We start from the raw sequence: 17,968 nt of genomic DNA, 5'->3' as shown, positions 1-17,968 counted from the left end.
GCTGACCAGCGGTGGGGGCTCTCCGCCGCTGACAGCAGCGGACGCACGGCTACGGGAGCGACGGCGTGACAGGCACCACCCTCCGGGAAGACGTGCTGCAGGCGCGGCGCATCGTGGTGAAGGTGGGCTCCTCCTCGCTCACCACCGCGTCCGGCGGCCTCGACGCGGACCGGGTCGACGCGCTCGTCGACGTCCTGGCCAAGGCCCACGAGCGCAGCACGGACGCCGGACCGGTGGAGATCGTGCTGGTCTCCTCCGGCGCGATCGCGGCCGGACTCTCCCCGCTCGGCCTGGAGAAGCGCCCCTCCGACCTGGCCCGGCAGCAGGCCGCAGCCAGCGTCGGGCAGGGCCTGCTGGTGGCCCGCTACACGGCCTCCTTCGCCCGCTACGGACTGCGCGTCGGCCAGGTGCTGCTGACCGCCGACGACGCGTCCCGGCGGGCCCACTACCGCAACGCGTACCGGACGCTGGAGCAGCTGCTGGCCATGGGCGCGGTCCCGATCGTCAACGAGAACGACACCGTCGCCACCGCGGAGATCCGCTTCGGCGACAACGACCGGTTGGCCGCGCTCGTCGCCCACCTGGTCCGTGCCGACCTGCTGGTGCTGCTCTCCGACGTGGACGGCCTCTACGACGGCGACCCGAGCAAGCCCGGGACCAGCAGGATCACCGAGGTGCGCGGCCCGCAGGACCTCGACGGCGTCGAGATCGGCAGTGCGGGCAAGGCCGGGGTCGGCACCGGCGGCATGGTCACCAAGGTCGAGGCCGCGCGGATCGCCACCGGCGCGGGCATCCCCGTCATCCTCACCGCCGCCCGCCACGCGGCGGACGCGCTCGCGGGCCGGGACACGGGAACGCTCTTCCACCGTACGGGCAGGCGTGCGGCCGACCGGCTGCTCTGGCTGGAGCACGCCAGTTCGCCCCGGGGCGCGGTCACCCTCGACGCGGGGGCCGTCGCAGCCGTCGTGGAACGGCGAACATCGCTGCTCCCCGCTGGTGTGACCGGAGTTGAGGGAGATTTCGCTGCTGGCGATCCGGTGGACCTTCTTGACGAAAACGGCCACATCGTCGCGCGTGGGCTGGTCAACTTTGATGCAAGGGAGCTTCCCCGGCTCCTCGGCCGGTCGACGCGGGACCTGGCACGCGAGCTCGGTCCCGCCTACGAGCGGGAGGTCGTGCACCGCGACGACCTCGTCGTCCTGACCGGCTGAGGTGCCTACGGTGGCTGCCCGGGGTAAAGGGGCTCAGACCGCGGGGACGAATCGCCGACAGGGAGGCCGCCGGTGGGACGCAGGCGCCAGGGAGCGCGACCCGTGGGCAGTGGGGGAAGCGGAGGCAGCGGAAGCGGTGAGGGCCGCGCGCGGGCGGTGCTGACCAGCATCCCCGGCGGCGCGGGCGCGCCCGACGCCGACGCGCGTGACGATCACGACCGCGCGGAGGCGCCGGAGCATGCGGGCCGGGTCCAGCCCGGTTCCAGCGCGGCGGAGATCGGGCAGCGTGCCCGGATATGGCACGTGGTCCTCAACGTCGCCGGCCGGGTCACCCCGTTGCCCCAGCTGAAGCAGGGCCTGGAACAGCTGGCCCACGAACACCCGCCCTTCCTCACGGCCCGCTACGCCGCGGACCACGCGGAGATCCGCTACTGGGAACAGGCCGACGACCTCCAGGACGCGGCGGCGCTGGCGCTCAGGCTCTGGGGCGAGCACCGGGTCAGCGCGCAGTTGCCTCCGTGGGAGGTCGTGGGCCTGGAGGTGGTGGACCGCCCGACGTACCACAAGCGCATCGCCGAGGGGTACGGGGAGCCTCCGGCGTTCCTCGGGGGAGTGCATCCCTACTGAGGGTGAGTTGCAAACGTCAGGGGCGCGGGGAACTGCGCGACAAGCCACCCACCCGGGTGGTGCGCCGAACGAGCAGGGCCATCCGCACCGGGTGGTTACCCGCGCCGCTCCCCGTGCCCCTCAGGTGAGTGCGACTTCCCCGTCGTCCGAAACCACCTGATCTCACCCACTGAAAGTGCCAACAGCCACCCCCGCTGGAGGCCTTACGCTGTGCGTATGAGCAGCCACTCCGTCGAGTTCCCCTCGCCCGACCTGCCCTCGCCGCTGCCGAAGTCGCCGGTGCTGCAGGCCGCCTACCGGGCGCGTGCCGCCGCCGCGACCCTCGCTCCGCTGCCGCGGACGCCGAAGGACGACGCGCTGCTCGCCGTCGCGGACGCGCTGCAGGTGCGCACGCGGGAGATCGTCGAGGCGAACGCCGAGGACGTGGAGCGGGCGCGGGCCGCGGGGACGGACGAGGCCGTGGTGGACCGGCTGACGCTGACCCGGGAGCGGGTCGCCGCCATCGCCGAGGACGTGCGGCGGGTGGCCGGGCTGCCTGACCCGGTCGGCGAGGTGGTGCGCGGGTACACCCTCCCCAACGGGCTGGACGTCCGCCAGGTGCGGGTGCCGCTCGGGGTGGTCGGGATCATCTACGAGGCGCGTCCCAACGTCACCGTCGACGCCGCCGCACTCTGCCTGAAGTCCGGCAACGCCGTCCTGCTCCGCGGCTCGTCCTCCGCGATCGCGTCGAACCGGAAGCTGGTCGAGGTGATCCGCGACGCCGTCGGCGGCGCGGGGCTGCCCGCGGACGCGGTCCAGCTGGTGCCGGGGGAGAGCCGCGACTCCGTGCAGGAGCTGATGCGGGCGCGCGGCATGGTCGACGTGCTGATCCCGCGCGGCGGCGCCTCGCTGATCCGCACCGTCGTGGAGCAGTCCACCGTGCCGGTGATCGAGACCGGTACCGGCAACTGCCACGTCTACGTCGACGCCGAGGCCGACCTGGCCATGGCCGTGGAGATCCTGATCAACTCCAAGGCGCACCGGGTCAGCGTCTGCAACTCGGCCGAGACCTTCCTGGTCCACAAGGACATCGCCGACGCGTTCCTGCCGCTCGCGCTGACCGCGCTCGCCGAGGCGGGCGTCACCGTCCACGCCGACGCGCGGGTGCAGGCGGCGGCGGAGCGCGAGGGCAGCAAGGCCGTCGTGGTCCCGGCCACGCCGGAGGACTGGGAGACCGAGTACCTCTCCTACGACATCGCCGCCGGCGTCGTCGACTCCCTGGAGGACGCGGTCGCGCATATCCGGCTCTGGTCCTCCGGTCACACCGAGGCGATCGTGACGACCTCTCAGGCCGCCGCGCGCCGCTTCACCCAGCTGGTCGACTCGACCACGGTCGCGGTCAACGCCTCGACCCGGTTCACCGACGGCGGCCAGTTCGGCTTCGGCGCGGAGATCGGCATCTCGACGCAGAAGCTGCACGCCCGTGGCCCCATGGGGCTGCCGGAGCTGACGTCCACCAAGTACATCGTCACCGGCGACGGCCACATCCGCCGCTGACCTGGCACAGGGCAGCGCGGCGGCAGGCCGTCCAAGGGCCGCCGAGGGGCCGACGCAGCACCACGAAGCGCCTCGCAACCCGCAGACAAAGCGGGCGCGCTGCCCTAGGCTGATGCTGTGTCCGACGGTCCCGACCGCGACGCCGATCCGTTCGACGGCGCAGGCGACGACGACCACGGCCTGGTGAACGGGGAGTTCACCGCCGTGGTGTTCGACGAGGCCTTCGTCCGCGCGGCGCTGGTGCACGAGCCGTCGGCGACCGAGCGCACCCTGGCGACCGGCACCCGCACACCGATCGAGTACGCCGACGTGGACGAGGAAGACGACCCGGACGGCCTGCCGCTCGAACTCAAGCCGCTGCCCTACGCCGACCGTCACTCCGCTCGCTGGCAGCGGGTGGTGGCCCGGGTGATGCTGGTCGTCATAGGGATCGTGGCCGTGCTGGGCGCGGCCGCCGCGGTCTACCGGGCCTCGGGCGGATCGGCCCCCGGCACCAATCGGGGACCGGGGCCCTCGGCGCCGTCTTCGTCCAGCTCACCTGCTGCGTTGGCGCACAGCTGAGCACATCCGAGCGCACCGGCCACGGCCCGTTTGTGGCGAATGTCTCATTTGTCCGTCAGCTGACGAACAATCAAGGCCAGTTCCCACCGAGAACTTGCCGGGCCGGGCATCTCCCACTTACCGGAAGCGACTTACTCTAGGTTCATGGGCGGCCCGACAGAGCCCCCCGAGGGCGGGCCGGAGGGCAACGCCGGGGGCGAGGACGAGTTCCGATCCGTCGTGTTCGACGAATCGTTCATCCGTGCTGCCCGGATCCAGGAGCTCTCCGCCAGCGAGCGGCTCTCCAGCGGGCAGCGGGCGGTTCGCCGCCGCAGCGGCCGGGGCGGCGGCAGCGGCGAGGGGTCGACCCACCACGGCCACGGTGGCGGCGGCCTGCCGCGCCAGGCGCTCGCGCTGATGCTCCTGATCGGCTTCGCCTTCGCCACGGCCGTCTACATGGGCGTGCGTCATCCGTACCCGACGCCGGTCTCCGGCGTGGCCGCCAACCTGAGCGTCCAGATCATCCCGCTGCAGCCGGGCCCGAACGGCATCCCCACCGGCCGGGCGACCCTCCCCCCTGGCACGGCCACGACCGGTAGTAAGCCGACGACCAGCAGCAAGCCCACCGGTGGCAGCAAGACTGGCAGCCCGAGCGGCTCGTCGTCCGCGTCCGGCTCCGGTTCGCCCTCCGCCTCCGCCTCCGCCTCGCCGTCCGGCGGGGACACCACCGGGCCCTTCGCCGGGCTGCCGGGTCAGGAGTTCCTGGCGGTGGGGGACCAGGGCTTCAACCTGCCCAACACCCGGCACACGGACCACTTCACCCACGACCAGGTGCTGGCCGCGCTCACCACCGTCCAGGACTACCTGAAGGCCTCCTCGCTCGACCCCGAGGTGCTGTCCGGCCAGGACACCGACGCGGTCCGGCTCTGGATCTCCCCGGGTCAGTACCCGCAGTTCGACCAGAGCGTCAGCCGTCCCACAGACGACCAGCGCCACGAGGCCACCGGCTGGATGGTCCGCTTCGACCCGACGACGACGCAGCTGGCCACCGACGAGGTGCTGGTCGGCCCCGGCAAGATCACCTACAGCGAGCTCGACGCCCAGACGCTCCAGGTGACCAGCGACTACACGTTCCTCTACGCGCTGACCCCGAAGCAGAGCGCCTCCGCCTCGCCGTCCGCCTCGCCTTCCGTCACGCCGTCGCCGTCGTCCACCGCAGCCGCGTCGTCGACCCCGGGCGCGTCCGGTTCGGCGGGGGCTTCGGCGGCGGGCGGTGCCAAGGCCGCCGAGCCGCAGGTCCAGCCGGTGGTCTACTTCGCGGTGCGCCGCTCGCTGACGTACTGGCTGACGCCGGACGACATCATGAGCCGCCGGGTCCAGCTGGTCGACTCCGTCGTCCAGGCCGGTGCGACCAGCTGCCAGGTCGACCAGAGCGCCTATCTGGAGCCGCTCTTCCCGCAGCAGCACGCGAGCGGCTCGGCCGCCAAGGCGTCGCCCACCGCGCGCCCCAGCGCCAGCGCCAGCCCGACCGGGATCGACCCGTTCGACCACCAGTCCAACGCCTGGACCGTCTGCGGCACCCTCCAGGGCAACCTCTGACACGAACGAGGCCCTCCGGAGCAGCTCCGGAGGGCCTCGTTCGTGCGGTGCGTCAGTGCGTGCCGTCGCCGTCCACGGGGGCTTCGCCGTCGCCCTCGGGGCCCGACGCCGGGCCCGAGGTGCGGCCGGCGAAGACGTCCCGCAGCTTGCCGCCCAGGTCGGCGGTGCCGCCCGCGACGTCGCGGATCAGGCCCATCAGCGGGTCCTTGGTGTCCTTGAACGACTGCGCGTAGGAGTCCGCCGCGGCCTTGGCCTGCTCGCGGAAGGAGGCGTCGGAGTCCTCCTCCCGTCGCGGGTAGGCGCCGGCCATGATCGAGCGGTACTCGTCGCCCTCGGCCCACTTCTTGATCTTCGCCACCCGGACGGCCGCGAACGGGTGCTGCTGCGGCAGCACCTGCAGCAGCTTGATCACGCCGTCGCGCAGGTCACCCGCCCGGTCGTACTCCTCGGCCTGCTCCAGGAAGGCGTCGGTGTTCATCTCGTGCAGGTGGTGGCCGCCCGCCAGCTTCATCAGGCCGCGCATCGAGGCCTGCAGGTCCTGGCCCACAAGCAGCCCGGCCCGGTCGCAGGAGAGCTCGGCCTTGCGGAACCACTCGTTGAGCGCGGTGATCAGCGCGCCGATCGCCAGGCCGCCGAGCGGGATGAAGGCGATCCGGGTGGCGATGTTGGTGAGGATGAGCAGCATGGTCCGGTAGACCGCGTGGCCCGACATCGCGTGCGCGACCTCGTGGCCGACCACCGCGCGCATCTCCTCCTCGTCGAGGAGCTCGACGAGCGAGGTGGTCACCACGATCACCGGAGCGTCCATGCCGATGCACATGGCGTTGGGGCGCGGGTCCTGGGTGACGTAGAGGGCCGGGATCTGCTCCAGGTCCAGGATGTAGGCGGCGTCCCGCACCATCTCGTGCAGCTGCGGGAACTGCCGCTCGCTGGCGCGGACGGCGGAGGCCAGGAACATCAGCCGGACCGCGCGCTCGGAGACGAAGCCGCCGAGCTTCTTGAGGATGTCGTCGAAACCGCTCAGCTTGCGCAGGGCCACCAGCGCCGAACGGTCGGCGGGGTGCTCCCAGGCGCGGGTGGAGATGCCGGGGAAGCGCTTGCGGGCGCGGCTCGGCACCTTGCTGTCGTTGGGCTGGGTCATCTGCTGGTTCCTCCCGGCATGACCGCGGACCCCGGTTTCTGCCACCGGCCCCCGCCGTCCTGTGACTCGACTTGTGTTCGCTGCATGTGCGCTGCGGTCACGCTACTGCTCGTCCCCTCACGGGGGAGACGTTCCGGGCCGGTGTCGGGTTCCCGGTCGGCCAGGACTACTCTCGGAGGGCGCCACCACTCCGTTCGAAGGGCTTCCCCATGCACACCAACGACGCGCTGCTCCAGCTCGCCGCCATCTCCAACGGCAGCGGTCCGGGCATGTTCCTGCGGGTGCTCGTGATCGCTGCCATCGTCGGAGTGGTCGTCATGGCGTTCGTGCTGCTGCGCGGCTACCGCGACTGAGCGAAGTGCGTAGCATGAGCATCACCAGCCAGACCTGCCGCCGAGTCAGAAAGTCCGACTTCAGATGACCTCACACGCCACAGCCGCGATCGCCCAGCTCGCCGAGGGCAATGGCATGCACGACTCGCTCCAGCCGTGGTTCACCGGTGGCGGCGCCCTGCTGATCCTGCTGACGCTGCTCTTCATCACCACGCGTTTCAACAAGGACCGCTAGAACCTCGCGCGATCCTGACGGCGTGTTCACCGCGACGGCGGCCCGCCGCAGGGTCGCCGGGCCGGGCCACAGACCCCAGCGTCGTGGCCCGGCGGGATCGCGTAGGGTGGCCGCCTATGAGAGAGCACGCCGAGGCTCCCGCCGGTGCCGTCGAGCCGCTGAAGAAGCGGCTCGGGGTGATGGGCGGCACCTTCGACCCGATCCATCACGGCCACCTCGTCGCCGCAAGTGAGGTGGCGAGCCTGTTCCAGCTGGACGAGGTCGTCTTCGTGCCGACCGGCAGGCCGTGGCAGAAGTCCGGCAGCCCGGTCTCGCCCGCCGAGGACCGCTATCTGATGACGGTCATCGCCACGGCGTCCAACCCGCAGTTCTCGGTCAGCCGGATCGACATCGACCGCAGCGGGCCGACGTACACCATCGACACCCTCCGCGAGCTGCAGGGCGAGCACCCGGACGCGGACCTCTTCTTCATCACCGGCGCGGACGCCCTGGAGCAGATCCTCTCCTGGCGCGACGCCGAGGAACTCTTCGACCTGGCGCACTTCATCGGAGTGACCCGGCCAGGGCACACTTTGACGGACCCCGGTCTGCCCGAGGGCGGCGTGTCACTGGTGGAGGTCCCGGCGCTGGCCATCTCCTCCACCGACTGCCGCGTACGGGTCGCCCGGGGCGAACCGGTCTGGTACCTCGTCCCCGACGGCGTGGTGCGCTACATCGACAAGCGACGCCTCTACGCCGACCTGGTCGACGATCTCGACCAGGAGGACGCAGACACAGTGCCGACCGGGCCGAACAAGGGAACTGGGATAGGGGCGGCGTGACCGGAACCGCAGACCGCAGGGGACCGGGGGACCAGGGCCAGGAGTTCTACGGCGGCGTGCCGCAGCAGAACTCCTACGAGCAGGGGTACCAGGACCCCTACACGGGCGAGTGGGTCTTCCCTTCGCAGCAGCAGCGGCCTGCGCAGGTGCAGTACGGCGCGCAGCAGGGGTACGAGCAGCCGGGACACGGGCAGCAGGGGTACGCGCAGCCGGGCCATGAGCAGTCGGGCCATGAGCAGGGCGGCTACCAGCAGCAGCCCGGCTACAGCCAGGCCTACCAGCAGCAGCCGGGCTACGGGCAGGGCGGCTACGGCGGCGAGCAGAACGGCTACGGCGGCCAGCAGTCCTACCAGGGCCAGGACTACTACCAGGACTACGGTCCCGCCGACACCGGCTCGTTCGCGCCCCCGGTCAGCGCACCGCAGGCGCCGGCGCAGCCGCAGTACACCGCCGAGCAGCAGTACCGGGTCACCGAGCCCGAGCCCCCCGCCGCGCCGACCAGCGCCGGCCCCGCGGCCCCCAAGGCCCCCGGGCCGCTCGACGACAAGTCCTACACCGACGACTCCTTCACCTTCGTCGACGACGAGGAGGAGGACTCCCAGGACGTCATCGACTGGGTCAAGTTCTCCGAGACCCGAGGCGAGCGCCGGGACGAGCGGCGCCGCAAGATGCGCAGCAGGGGAACGGCGCTCCTGGTCGCGCTGGCCCTGATCGCCGTCGGCGGCGTCGGCTACCTCTGGGCCACCGGCAAGATCCTCTCCTCCTCGCCCGGCGCCGTCGCAGCCAGCACGCAGCGCGAGGTCATCGCGGTCCACCTGCACGACCTGAACAAGAACGTCTACAGCGCCCTGCTGGTCTCCGAGCCCAGCTCCGACAAGGGCGTGACCATGCTGCTGCCCGGCACGCTCGGCATCCCGCAGGACTCGTCCAGCACGCTGTTGCCGCTCTCCGCAGCCGTCGACAGCCAGGGCACCGACGCCACCAGGACCGGCATCAACGCGCTGCTCGGCACCGACGTCTCCGGCACCTGGGACGTCTACGAGCCGTTCCTGCAGAACCTGGTCGACCTGGTCGGCGGGGTCCAGGTCCAGAACGACGTCCCCATCACCGTCAACGGCAAGGAGGTCGCCACGCCGGGCCAGAACCTCCTCAACGGCCAGGCGGCCATGACCTACGCCACCTACCAGGGCAAGGGCGAGCCGGCGCAGGCGCAGCTGAACCGCTTCGGCCAGGTGCTGGCCGCGCTGATCAAGGCGATGCCGACCGACCCGACGTCGGCCGCGACGAAGATCGACGAGATGGGCGCGGTCGCCGACCCGTCGTTCTCCGACAGCCAGTTGGGCGCGCTGTTGGCCCGGTTGTCCACGGACGCCCGCTCCGGCTCATACTCCACCGAGACCCTGCCGGTGCAGGGCAACGGGACGCTCGGCGGCGACGCGGCGTCCATGGTCTCCGGGCTGCTCGCGGGCAAGGTCAAGCAGAACGGCGCGCAGGTCGCAGCCCGGGTACAGATCGTCGACGCCTCGGGGAAGTCCAACGCGCTGACCAACGCCGACGCCGCGGTCACCAACGGAGGCTTCACCCTGGTTCCCGGCGGCGGCAAGCAGTCCGAGCGCAGCAGCTCGGAGATCACCTACACCGACGACTCCCGCCTGAAGGACGCACAGACCCTGGCCAACTACCTGGGTCTGTCCACTACGGCGATCAAGAAGGTCTCCCCCGGCAGCCAGTCGGTCGACCTGCTGGTGGTGCTGGGCCACGACTTCAAGGTCGGCAGTTAGCCGATGTTCGAAGTCGGCATGGTCGGCGACTGAGCCGACGGGCCTGCCCACGGTCGCGTGGATGCCCGCGAAGGTGCTGCTCCTCCCGGTGGGGACCGGGGTGTGAGCCAACGCCTTCGCGGGCTGTCCGCGGTTCGTGAGATCCTGGACAGATCGTGTCCCCTAGCGGAGAGATCCTTGTGACCGCAACTGACCGGGCCCTCGAACTCGTCGAGGCAGCCGCCCAGGCCGCCGCCGACAAGCTGGCCCACAACATCATCGCCTTCGACGTCAGTGAGGTCCTCGCCATCACCGACGCCTTCGTCCTCGCCTCCGCGCCCAACGACCGCCAGGTCAAGGCCATCGCGGACGAGATCGAGGAGAAGCTGGCCAAGGACCACCAGGCCAAGCCCGTCCGCCGCGAGGGCGAGCGGGAGGGTCGTTGGATCCTGCTCGACTACCTGGACATCGTCGTCCACGTCCAGCACTCCGAGGAGCGCGCCTACTACAGCCTGGAGCGGCTCTGGAAGGACTGCCCCGAGCTGGAGCTGCCGGAGGACGCCAAGGCCAGCCGCAAGCGCGCCGAGGAGTCGGACGAGGCCCCGGTCGAGCAGCCGAGTGAGTTCGCCCACGTCGAGGCGGTGCTCGCCGCCGAGGCAGCGAAGGTCCGGCGCTGAGCGGCCGGAACGGCGGACGCCGTGTCGTCTTCTGGCGGCACGGCCAGACGTCGTGGAACCTCGAAGGTCGTTTCCAGGGCAGCACCGACATCCCGCTGACGGAGACCGGTCTGGCCCAGGCGCGCCGTGCCGCGCGCCTGCTGGCCGCGCTGAACCCGGACGCGATCGTCTCCTCCGACCTCCAGCGGGCCGCCGCGACGGCGCAGCAGCTGGCGGAGGTCACCGGCCTGGGGGTCAAGCACGACCCCGGCCTGCGGGAGACCTTCGCGGGCACCTGGCAGGGCCTGACCAACGAGGAGATCCGGGCGCAGTACGCCGAGGAGTACCGGCTCTGGAAGCAGGGCGAGCCGGTCCGCCGCGGTGGCGGCGAGCTCCACACGGAGGTCGCCGACCGTGCGGTCCCGGTGGTCGCCGACGCGGTCGAGGGGCTGCCGGACGGCGGCACGCTCGTCGTGGTCAGCCACGGCGGCACGATCCGGATGGCCATCGGCCGCATGATCGGCCTGGAGCCGAGCAGTTGGGAGGCGCTGGGCGGCCTCTCCAACTGCTGCTGGTCGGTGCTGGGCCGCGGCTACCGCGGCTGGCGCCTGGAGGAGCACAACGCGGGGACTCTCCCGGAGCCGGTCATCGGCGACGACACCTGAGAGCTTCCGCAGGTCGCGGGCGGGGTCGGATTTCACAGTTCGGCCCCACAACCGCTAAAGTCTTCTTCGTTCGCAGGAACGCGGGGCTATAGCTCAGTTGGTAGAGCGCTTGCATGGCATGCAAGAGGTCTGGGGTTCAATTCCCCATAGCTCCACGCAAAACAATTGCACATCGTCGGTACCCTCACGGGGCTATAGCTCAGTTGGTAGAGCGCCTGCATGGCATGCAGGAGGTCTGGGGTTCAATTCCCCATAGCTCCACAGCGAATGAACCGCCTCCGGCTCCCGCCGGGGGCGGTTCTGCGTTCGGCGGGTGCGGTCGTCCAGTGGGCGCTGTCGTTCAGTGGGTGTGGTCCACCCTCGCCAGGCCGGGGTGGGACTGGAGGAAGGTGATCCGCTCCTGCGTCTCTGCGTCGTTGGGCGTGTAGACGACCATCCGGGCCGTGGGCATGCCGAGCACCTGCATGCTGGTCGCGGTCATCCGGAGTTCGCCCACGGCGTGGTGCCGGAATATCTTCAGCCGCGACGACTGCAGCGCGACGTCCTGCTGCGCCCAGAGCCGCGCGAAATCCGCGCTGGCGGCGGTGAGGTCGGCGATGAACCGCTCCCACTCCGGCTCGCCCACGTGCTCGCCGTAGGCGGACCGCAGTACCGCGATCATGCGCGGCAGCTCCTCGTCGCGGTTGACGAAGACGCTGCAGCACTCCGGGACCACGGCGGCGGCCCAGAGCGCGTTGCGGCGGTAGGCGTCGGTCAGCGTCGCGCCCGGGAAGATCGCCTCGTAGCCCGCGTTCCAGCGCAGGATGTCGTAGCGGGCGCTGCTGATCGCCGCGGGCAGCGGGTCCAGCGCGTCCAGGATCGCCTGCACCTGGGGCTGCGTGGCGCACTCGTCCGAGTCCGGCACGTCCGGGCGCAGGCCGGCCAGCCGGAAGAGGTGGGCCTGCTCGGCCAGGTCCAGCTGGAGGGTGCGCGCGATGGCCGCCAGCACCTGCTCGCTGGCGTTGATCGGCCGCCCCTGCTCCAGCCACGTGTACCAGGTCACCCCGACCCCGGCGAGCTGCGCCACCTCCTCGCGCCGCAGACCCGGCGTCCGCCGCCGCGCCTGCGGCCCGGGAGCCATCCCGACCTGCTCGGGCGTCACCCGCGCCCGTCGGGCCTTGAGGAACTCGGCGAGCTGCGCGCGGCGATCGACTGAGACGGTCGTCATGCCCTCCATCCTGCCGGACCCCACTGACAGCGGCGGATCTGACCACGACGGAGCTGACGGCGGCGGCTCCCTCGCGCCCGAAACGGATTGGTGGGCGGTGTCTGCGAACGTGTACAGTAGGCGCATCGCCGGGAGGCGGAAACGCGGGGCTATAGCTCAGTTGGTAGAGCGCTTGCATGGCATGCAAGAGGTCTGGGGTTCAATTCCCCATAGCTCCACAAGACGAGATCGAAGGGCCGGTATCCGATACGGATGTCGGCCCTTCGGCATGTGTGCCGGCATGCGTCCCGATGCGCGTGCGGGCAGGCCTGCGGGAGCGTCCGTGCAGACAGGCCGACAAGTAGCACGAACTGATGAATAATCAGTCGATCATCGGCGCGATCAGCCGCAGCGCTGCAGCGACCCCCCTCACAAAGCGCATCCTCCAGTCGATCGCATGTCCGCACCGGGTCGGACCTGCACGACAAGAGAGGTGTTCGTCCCATGCGACGTGTAAGGCTCCTGGCGGTCACGGCCGCCCTGGTGTGCGCGGGCGTCACGGCCGCTGCCGCGCTTCCCGCGGGCGCCGCCGCGGACTCGTCCCGCCCGGAGCGGATTCCGCTGCCCGGCTCCGCCCCCGCCTGGACCGCGGCGCAGGCTCACGACGAGGGCCGGGTCCCCGCCTCCTCCGCGGTCACCGTCCGCGTCTACCTCGCCGATCGCGACAGTGCCGGGCTGGCGGCCCGCGCCCGCGCCGTCTCCGATCCCCGATCGCACATGTACGCGCACTATCTGACGCCGCAACAGATCCAGCAGCGGTACGCGCCGACCCAGGCCCAGCGCGACGCGGTCGGCGCCTGGCTCACCGGCGCGGGCTTCCGCGTCGTCGCGACCGACGCCCACTACGTGACGGTCCACGGCGACGCGGGCTCCGCGCTCCGCGCCTTCGGCGCCCGGCTGCACGCCTATCGCAAGCACGGCCACGTCTGGACCGCTCCCGACGGGCCGGCCAGCGTCCCCGCCATCGTCGCGGGCGACGTCCTGGCCGTCACCGGTCTGGACACCTCCCCGCACGAGGTCCGGCACGGCCGCCGCGACACCCTCCCCGGCCCGGCCACCGCGTTCGTCAACGCCCCGCCGACGTCCGCCTACTACGGGCAGAACCCGGCGAGCAGCACCCCCAAGGCGTACGGGCGCACCATGCCGTACGTGGTCAAGGGCTACACCGGCGCCCAGTTGCGCAGTGCCTACGGCGCCACGGCGAGCGGCCTGACCGGCGCGGGCGTCCGGGTCGCGGTGGTCGACGCCTACGACTCCCCGACGCTGCTCTCCGACGCCGCGCGGTACGCCTCCGCGCACGGCGACGCCGCGTACACCGCGGGCCAGCTGGTCCGCGACGACGCGCCGACCTGGACCAACACCGAGCCCAACACCCCGAAGACGCCCGACGGCTGCGGTGCCTCCGGCTGGTACGGCGAGCAGACGCTCGACGTCGAGGCCCTGCACGCGATGGCTCCCGCCGCCGGTGTCACCTACGTCGGCGCGGCCTCCTGCCAGGACAATGACCTGGTCGACGCGTTGAACAAGATCGTCGACAGCAAGCTGGCGACCATCGTCAGCGACTCCTGGGGCGAGCCGGAGAACGCCAGCGACCCCTCCCAGGACCCCGTCTACGACCAGATCTTCGAGACCGGCGCCAACGAGGGCGTCGGCTTCTACTTCTCCAGCGGCGACAACGGCGACGAGCAGGCCGCGACCGGCACCAAGCAGACGGACGTCCCCGCATCGCTCCCGTGGGTCACCGCCGTCGGCGGGACCTCGCTCGCTGTCGGCGCCAACGGCCAGTACGAGTTCGAGACCGGCTGGGGCACCGACAAGGCGCTGCTCTCCGCGTCCGGCAAGACCTGGGCGAGCCTGCCTGGCGCGTTCCTCTCCGGCGGCGGCGGCGGGGTCAGCGCCCGTACGGCCGAGCCGAGTTGGCAACAGGGTGTGGTCCCGTCGACCCTGGCCGGCGGCCACCGCACCGTCCCCGACGTCGCGGCGGACGCCGACCCCAACACCGGCTTCGTGGTCGGCCAGACCCAGACCTTCCCCAACAACACGACCGCCTACAGCGAGTACCGCATCGGCGGCACGAGCCTGGCCGCCCCGCTGTTCGCGGGCATGCAGGCCCTCGCCGAGCAGGCCGCCGGCCGCCCGCTCGGTTTCGCCGACCCGGCGATCTACCAGCGGTACGGCACGCAGGCGCTGCACGACGTCACCGACACCCCGTACGGCAAGAACGTCCAGCTGGCGGATGTCCGCGTCGACTACCGCAACAGCGTCGACGCGACGGACGGCACGGTGACGTCGCTGCGTGCGCTGGGCCACGACTCGTCGCTCCACGCGACGGCGGGCTACGACGAGGTCACCGGCGTCGGCTCCCCGTCGCAGGATTACTTGGCGTCCTTCGGCGCGAGCAAGGGCGTTCCCGCGGCGAGGTAGCCGCACGTCGTTTGGGGGCGTGAGGCCCGCGCAGTTCCCCGCGCCCCCAAACTGTGCAACTGACCGCCCTGCTACCCTTGCGCCATGCGAACCGCGCGCCTGCTCCTTAGCCGGCCGCGCTGACAAGGACCGGCCAGGAAGAAGAGACGGCCGGAGTCAGCGTGGCGACCCCTCCTGGGCGAGGGGTTTTTTCGTTTTCCGGCTAAATCCTTCTTTCCGAGCTGGCACCCCTGGAGTCTGAGGACGATGAGCGAGAGCACCCCCGAGGCGGCAGCCGCCGCTCCGTACCGGTACACCCACGCCCTGGCGGCGCAGATCGAGGCCCGCTGGCAGGACCGCTGGGAGAAGGACGGCGTCTTCGCCGCCCCGAACCCGGTCGGACCGCTGGCCGAGGCCGCCGGCCACGACACCGCCGAGCGTCCGCACGCGTTCATCATGGACATGTTCCCGTACCCCTCGGGCGCCGGTCTGCACGTCGGTCACCCGCTGGGGTACATCGCCACCGACGTCTACGCCCGCCACCTGCGGATGACCGGTCACAACGTGCTGCACACCATGGGCTTCGACGCCTTCGGCCTGCCGGCCGAGCAGTACGCGGTGCAGACCGGCACCCACCCGCGGGTGACCACCGAGGCCAACATCGCCAAGTACCGGGAGCAGCTGCGCAGCCTGGGTCTGGGCCACGACCTGCGGCGCTCGATCTCCACGATCGACCCGTCGTACTACAAGTGGACCCAGTGGATCTTCCTGCAGATCTTCAACTCCTGGTACGACCCCGAGGCCGCTTCGGCGCGCCCGATCAGCGAGCTGGTCGAGCTGTTCGCCTCCGGCGCCAAGGCCACCCCGGACGGCCGCGCGTGGTCCGCGCTGACCCCGGCCGAGCGGGACGAGGTGCTGAGCGAGTACCGCCTGGCCTTCGTCAAGCAGGCCCCGGTCAACTGGTGCCCGGGCCTGGGCACCGTGCTGGCCAACGAGGAGGTCACCGCCGACGGCCGCTCCGAGCGCGGCAACTTCCCCGTCTTCAAGGCCAACCTGCGCCAGTGGATGATGCGGATCACCGCTTACGCGGACCGTCTGATCGACGACCTGGACCTGCTGGACTGGCCCGAGGCCATCAAGCTGCAGCAGCGCAACTGGATCGGCCGCTCCGAGGGCGCCAAGGTCGACTTCACGGTCCACCGGACCGCCGGGGCCGACGGCGCAGCGGACGGCGAGGCGGCGATCACCGTCTTCACCACCCGTCCTGACACCCTGTTCGGCGCCACCTACATGGTGCTGGCGCCCGAGCACGAGCTGGTCGAGTCGATCATGCCGGCCGCGTGGCCGACGCAGCCGTCGGGGAACCTGCCGACCGAGTGGACCGGCGGCTTCGCCACACCCGCCGAGGCCGTCGCCGCCTACCGCCGTACCGCCGCCGCCAAGTCCGACATCGAGCGCCAGGCCGACGCCAAGGTCAAGACCGGTGTCTTCACCGGCGCCTACGCGGTCAACCCGGTCAGCGGCGAGCAGGTGCCGGTCTTCATCGCCGACTACGTGCTGATGGGCTACGGCACCGGCGCCATCATGGCCGTCCCGGCGCACGACAGCCGCGACTTCGCCTTCGCCCGCGCGTTCCGGCTGCCGATGCGCTGCGTCGTCCAGCCGAGCGACGAGCGCGGCACCGACCCGTCGACGTGGGACGACTCGTTCGACTCCTACGACGCCGCCATCGTCAACTCCAAGAACGACTTCGTCTCGCTGGACGGCCTGGGCGTCGTAGACGCCAAGAAGGCCGTCACCGAGTGGCTGGACTCCCAGGGCATCGGCGAAAGCACCGTCAACTTCAAGCTGCGCGACTGGCTGTTCAGCCGTCAGCGCTACTGGGGCGAGCCGTTCCCGATCGTCTACGACGAGGACGGCGTCGCGCACTCGCTGCCGCAGTCGATGCTGCCGGTCGAGCTGCCCGAGATCGAGGACTACTCGCCGCGCACCTTCGACCCGGACGACGCCGACACCCGGCCGGAGACGCCGCTGTCGCGCGCCGAGGAGTGGGTCAACGTCACCCTGGACCTGGGCGACGGGCCGAAGCAGTACCGCCGCGAGACCAACACCATGCCCAACTGGGCCGGTTCGTGCTGGTACGAGCTGCGCTACGTGGACCCGGAGGACGACACCGAGGTCGTCAACCCGGTCAACGAGTCCTACTGGATGGGCCCGACCGAGGCCAAGCAGGCCGGCGGCGTCGACCTGTACGTCGGCGGCGCCGAGCACGCCGTGCTGCACCTGCTGTACGCGCGCTTCTGGCACAAGGTGCTGTTCGACCTGGGCCACGTCAGCTCCTGCGAGCCGTTCCACAAGCTGTTCAACCAGGGCATGATCCAGGCCTACGTCTACCGCGACGAGCGCGGCTTCCCGGTCCCGGCCGCCGAGGTCGAGGAGCGGGACGGCGTCTGGTACTTCGAGGACAAGCCGGTCAGCCGCGAGATCGGCAAGATCGGCAAGTCGCTGAAGAACGTCGTCGCGCCGGAGGAGGTCACCTCCGAGTACAGCGTCGACACGCTGCGCCTGTACGAGATGGCGATGGGCCCGCTGGACGTCTCCCGTCCCTGGGACACCCGCGCCGTGGTCGGCTCGTTCCGCTTCCTGCAGCGTCTGTGGCGCACCGTGGTCGACGAGGAGACCGGCGCGGTCGTCGTCACCGACGAGACTCCGGATGAGGAGACACTGCGCGCGCTGAACAAGGCGATCGACGGCGTCCGCACCGACATGGCCAACCTGCGCTTCAACACGGCGGTCGCCAAGGCCACCGAGCTGAACAACTTCCTGGTCAAGCGCGGCTCGACGCCGCGTGCCGTGGCCGAGCAGGCGGTGCTGCTGGTCGCCCCGCTGGCCCCGCACATCGCCGAGGAGCTGTGGGAGAAGCTGGGCCACGAGGACTCGCTGGTCCACGCCCAGCTGCCCGAGGCCGACGCGGCGTACCTGGTCGAGGACTCGGTGACCTGCGTCGTCCAGGTCAAGGGCAAGGTCAAGGCCCGCCTGGAGGTCCCGCCGGCGATCGGCGACGCCGAGCTGGAGGCGCTGGCGCTGGCCGACCCGGCCGTCGTCGCGGCCCTGGGCGGCGCGGAGGTGCGCAAGGTGATCGTCCGCGCGCCGAAGCTGGTCAACATCGTCATCTGAGTCGTCCGGCTCGCTCTCC

At 71.2% G+C, this 17,968-nt stretch carries 14 protein-coding genes, 3 tRNA genes and 1 pseudogene; 16 read left to right on the top strand and 2 right to left on the bottom strand.

Annotated elements, in window-relative coordinates:
• Positions 1-92 precede the first annotated feature (92 nt).
• From proB to ABH940_RS11205, 5 genes are all read left to right on the top strand, one after another.
• Positions 93-1,211, top strand: a complete 1,119-nt coding sequence (proB, locus tag ABH940_RS11225) for a glutamate 5-kinase (RefSeq protein ID WP_370063802.1) — start codon at positions 93-95, stop codon at positions 1,209-1,211.
• A gap of 72 nt (positions 1,212-1,283) precedes the next feature.
• Entirely contained in the window at positions 1,284-1,838 is a 555-nt protein-coding gene (locus ABH940_RS11220; protein ID WP_370063386.1) for a hypothetical protein, read from the top strand.
• Positions 1,839-2,054: 216 nt separating this feature from the next.
• Positions 2,055-3,374 (top strand): glutamate-5-semialdehyde dehydrogenase, encoded by a 1,320-nt coding sequence (locus ABH940_RS11215; protein WP_370063388.1) that lies wholly within the window; start codon positions 2,055-2,057, stop codon positions 3,372-3,374.
• 117 nt (positions 3,375-3,491) lie between these two features.
• A complete protein-coding gene (locus ABH940_RS11210; protein ID WP_370063389.1) occupies positions 3,492-3,935 on the top strand; it encodes a hypothetical protein in 444 nt (147 codons plus the stop codon).
• Positions 3,936-4,079: 144 nt separating this feature from the next.
• Positions 4,080-5,513, top strand: a complete 1,434-nt coding sequence (locus ABH940_RS11205) for a hypothetical protein (protein WP_370105146.1) — start codon at positions 4,080-4,082, stop codon at positions 5,511-5,513.
• Positions 5,514-5,565: 52 nt separating this feature from the next.
• Here ABH940_RS11205 and ABH940_RS11200 read toward each other — a convergent pair whose 3' ends face one another.
• A complete protein-coding gene (locus tag ABH940_RS11200; RefSeq protein ID WP_370063391.1) occupies positions 5,566-6,654 on the bottom strand; it encodes a M48 family metallopeptidase in 1,089 nt (362 codons plus the stop codon).
• Positions 6,655-6,863: 209 nt separating this feature from the next.
• On the opposite strand from ABH940_RS11200, the gene ABH940_RS11195 reads away from it, so the two are divergent.
• The 8 genes and pseudogenes from ABH940_RS11195 to ABH940_RS11160 all read left to right on the top strand — a co-directional run bounded on the left by ABH940_RS11195 (position 6,864) and on the right by ABH940_RS11160 (position 11,384).
• The gene (locus ABH940_RS11195) at positions 6,864-7,007 is read left to right on the top strand and encodes a hypothetical protein (RefSeq protein ID WP_370063392.1); all 144 of its coding nucleotides are present in this window, start codon (positions 6,864-6,866) and stop codon (positions 7,005-7,007) included.
• 64 nt (positions 7,008-7,071) lie between these two features.
• On the top strand, positions 7,072-7,221 hold the full coding sequence (locus ABH940_RS11190) for a hypothetical protein (protein ID WP_370063393.1): 150 nt from the start codon (positions 7,072-7,074) through the stop codon (positions 7,219-7,221).
• 116 nt (positions 7,222-7,337) lie between these two features.
• Positions 7,338-7,955: pseudogene (nadD, locus tag ABH940_RS11185) on the top strand (nicotinate-nucleotide adenylyltransferase); the annotation flags it as partial.
• An 83-nt stretch (positions 7,956-8,038) separates the two neighbouring features.
• Complete coding sequence (locus tag ABH940_RS11180) at positions 8,039-9,823, top strand: LytR C-terminal domain-containing protein (RefSeq protein WP_370063394.1); 1,785 nt, start codon at positions 8,039-8,041, stop codon at positions 9,821-9,823.
• Positions 9,824-10,002: 179 nt separating this feature from the next.
• The gene (rsfS, locus tag ABH940_RS11175) at positions 10,003-10,479 is read left to right on the top strand and encodes a ribosome silencing factor (RefSeq protein ID WP_370063395.1); all 477 of its coding nucleotides are present in this window, start codon (positions 10,003-10,005) and stop codon (positions 10,477-10,479) included.
• Positions 10,476-11,123, top strand: a complete 648-nt coding sequence (locus ABH940_RS11170; RefSeq protein ID WP_370063804.1) for a histidine phosphatase family protein — start codon at positions 10,476-10,478, stop codon at positions 11,121-11,123. The genes rsfS and ABH940_RS11170 overlap by 4 nt, the downstream gene beginning before the upstream one ends.
• Positions 11,124-11,205: 82 nt before the next feature.
• Positions 11,206-11,278: transfer RNA gene (locus ABH940_RS11165), tRNA-Ala, on the top strand.
• Between the two features lie 33 nt (positions 11,279-11,311).
• A tRNA-Ala gene (locus tag ABH940_RS11160) sits at positions 11,312-11,384 on the top strand.
• 79 nt (positions 11,385-11,463) lie between these two features.
• Here ABH940_RS11160 and ABH940_RS11155 read toward each other — a convergent pair.
• On the bottom strand, positions 11,464-12,330 hold the full coding sequence (locus ABH940_RS11155; RefSeq protein ID WP_370063397.1) for a helix-turn-helix transcriptional regulator: 867 nt from the start codon (positions 12,328-12,330) through the stop codon (positions 11,464-11,466).
• A gap of 145 nt (positions 12,331-12,475) precedes the next feature.
• On the opposite strand from ABH940_RS11155, the gene ABH940_RS11150 reads away from it, so the two are divergent.
• From ABH940_RS11150 to leuS, 3 genes are all read left to right on the top strand, one after another.
• Positions 12,476-12,548 (top strand) — tRNA-Ala (locus ABH940_RS11150).
• A gap of 265 nt (positions 12,549-12,813) precedes the next feature.
• A complete protein-coding gene (locus ABH940_RS11145; RefSeq protein ID WP_370105145.1) occupies positions 12,814-14,793 on the top strand; it encodes a protease pro-enzyme activation domain-containing protein in 1,980 nt (659 codons plus the stop codon).
• A gap of 246 nt (positions 14,794-15,039) precedes the next feature.
• The gene (gene leuS / locus ABH940_RS11140; protein WP_370063401.1) at positions 15,040-17,949 is read left to right on the top strand and encodes a leucine--tRNA ligase; all 2,910 of its coding nucleotides are present in this window, start codon (positions 15,040-15,042) and stop codon (positions 17,947-17,949) included.
• The last annotated feature ends 19 nt before the right edge of the window (positions 17,950-17,968 follow it).

Origin of the sequence: Streptacidiphilus sp. BW17, assembly GCF_041262485.1 — a bacterium.
Taxonomy (GTDB): Bacteria; Actinomycetota; Actinomycetes; order Streptomycetales; family Streptomycetaceae; genus Streptacidiphilus.
This window is presented reverse-complemented; position numbering and strand designations above follow the sequence as displayed.

Coding starts and splice junctions, on each gene's coding strand:
- ABH940_RS11155 (WP_370063397.1), bottom strand. CDS start 12,330: ATGACGACCGTCTCAGTCGATCGCCGCGCGCAGCTCGCCGAGTTCCTC.
- leuS (WP_370063401.1), top strand. CDS start 15,040: ATGAGCGAGAGCACCCCCGAGGCGGCAGCCGCCGCTCCGTACCGGTAC.
- ABH940_RS11195 (WP_370063392.1), top strand. CDS start 6,864: ATGCACACCAACGACGCGCTGCTCCAGCTCGCCGCCATCTCCAACGGC.
- ABH940_RS11145 (WP_370105145.1), top strand. CDS start 12,814: ATGCGACGTGTAAGGCTCCTGGCGGTCACGGCCGCCCTGGTGTGCGCG.
- ABH940_RS11205 (WP_370105146.1), top strand. CDS start 4,080: ATGGGCGGCCCGACAGAGCCCCCCGAGGGCGGGCCGGAGGGCAACGCC.
- ABH940_RS11190 (WP_370063393.1), top strand. CDS start 7,072: ATGACCTCACACGCCACAGCCGCGATCGCCCAGCTCGCCGAGGGCAAT.
- ABH940_RS11215 (WP_370063388.1), top strand. CDS start 2,055: ATGAGCAGCCACTCCGTCGAGTTCCCCTCGCCCGACCTGCCCTCGCCG.
- ABH940_RS11200 (WP_370063391.1), bottom strand. CDS start 6,654: ATGACCCAGCCCAACGACAGCAAGGTGCCGAGCCGCGCCCGCAAGCGC.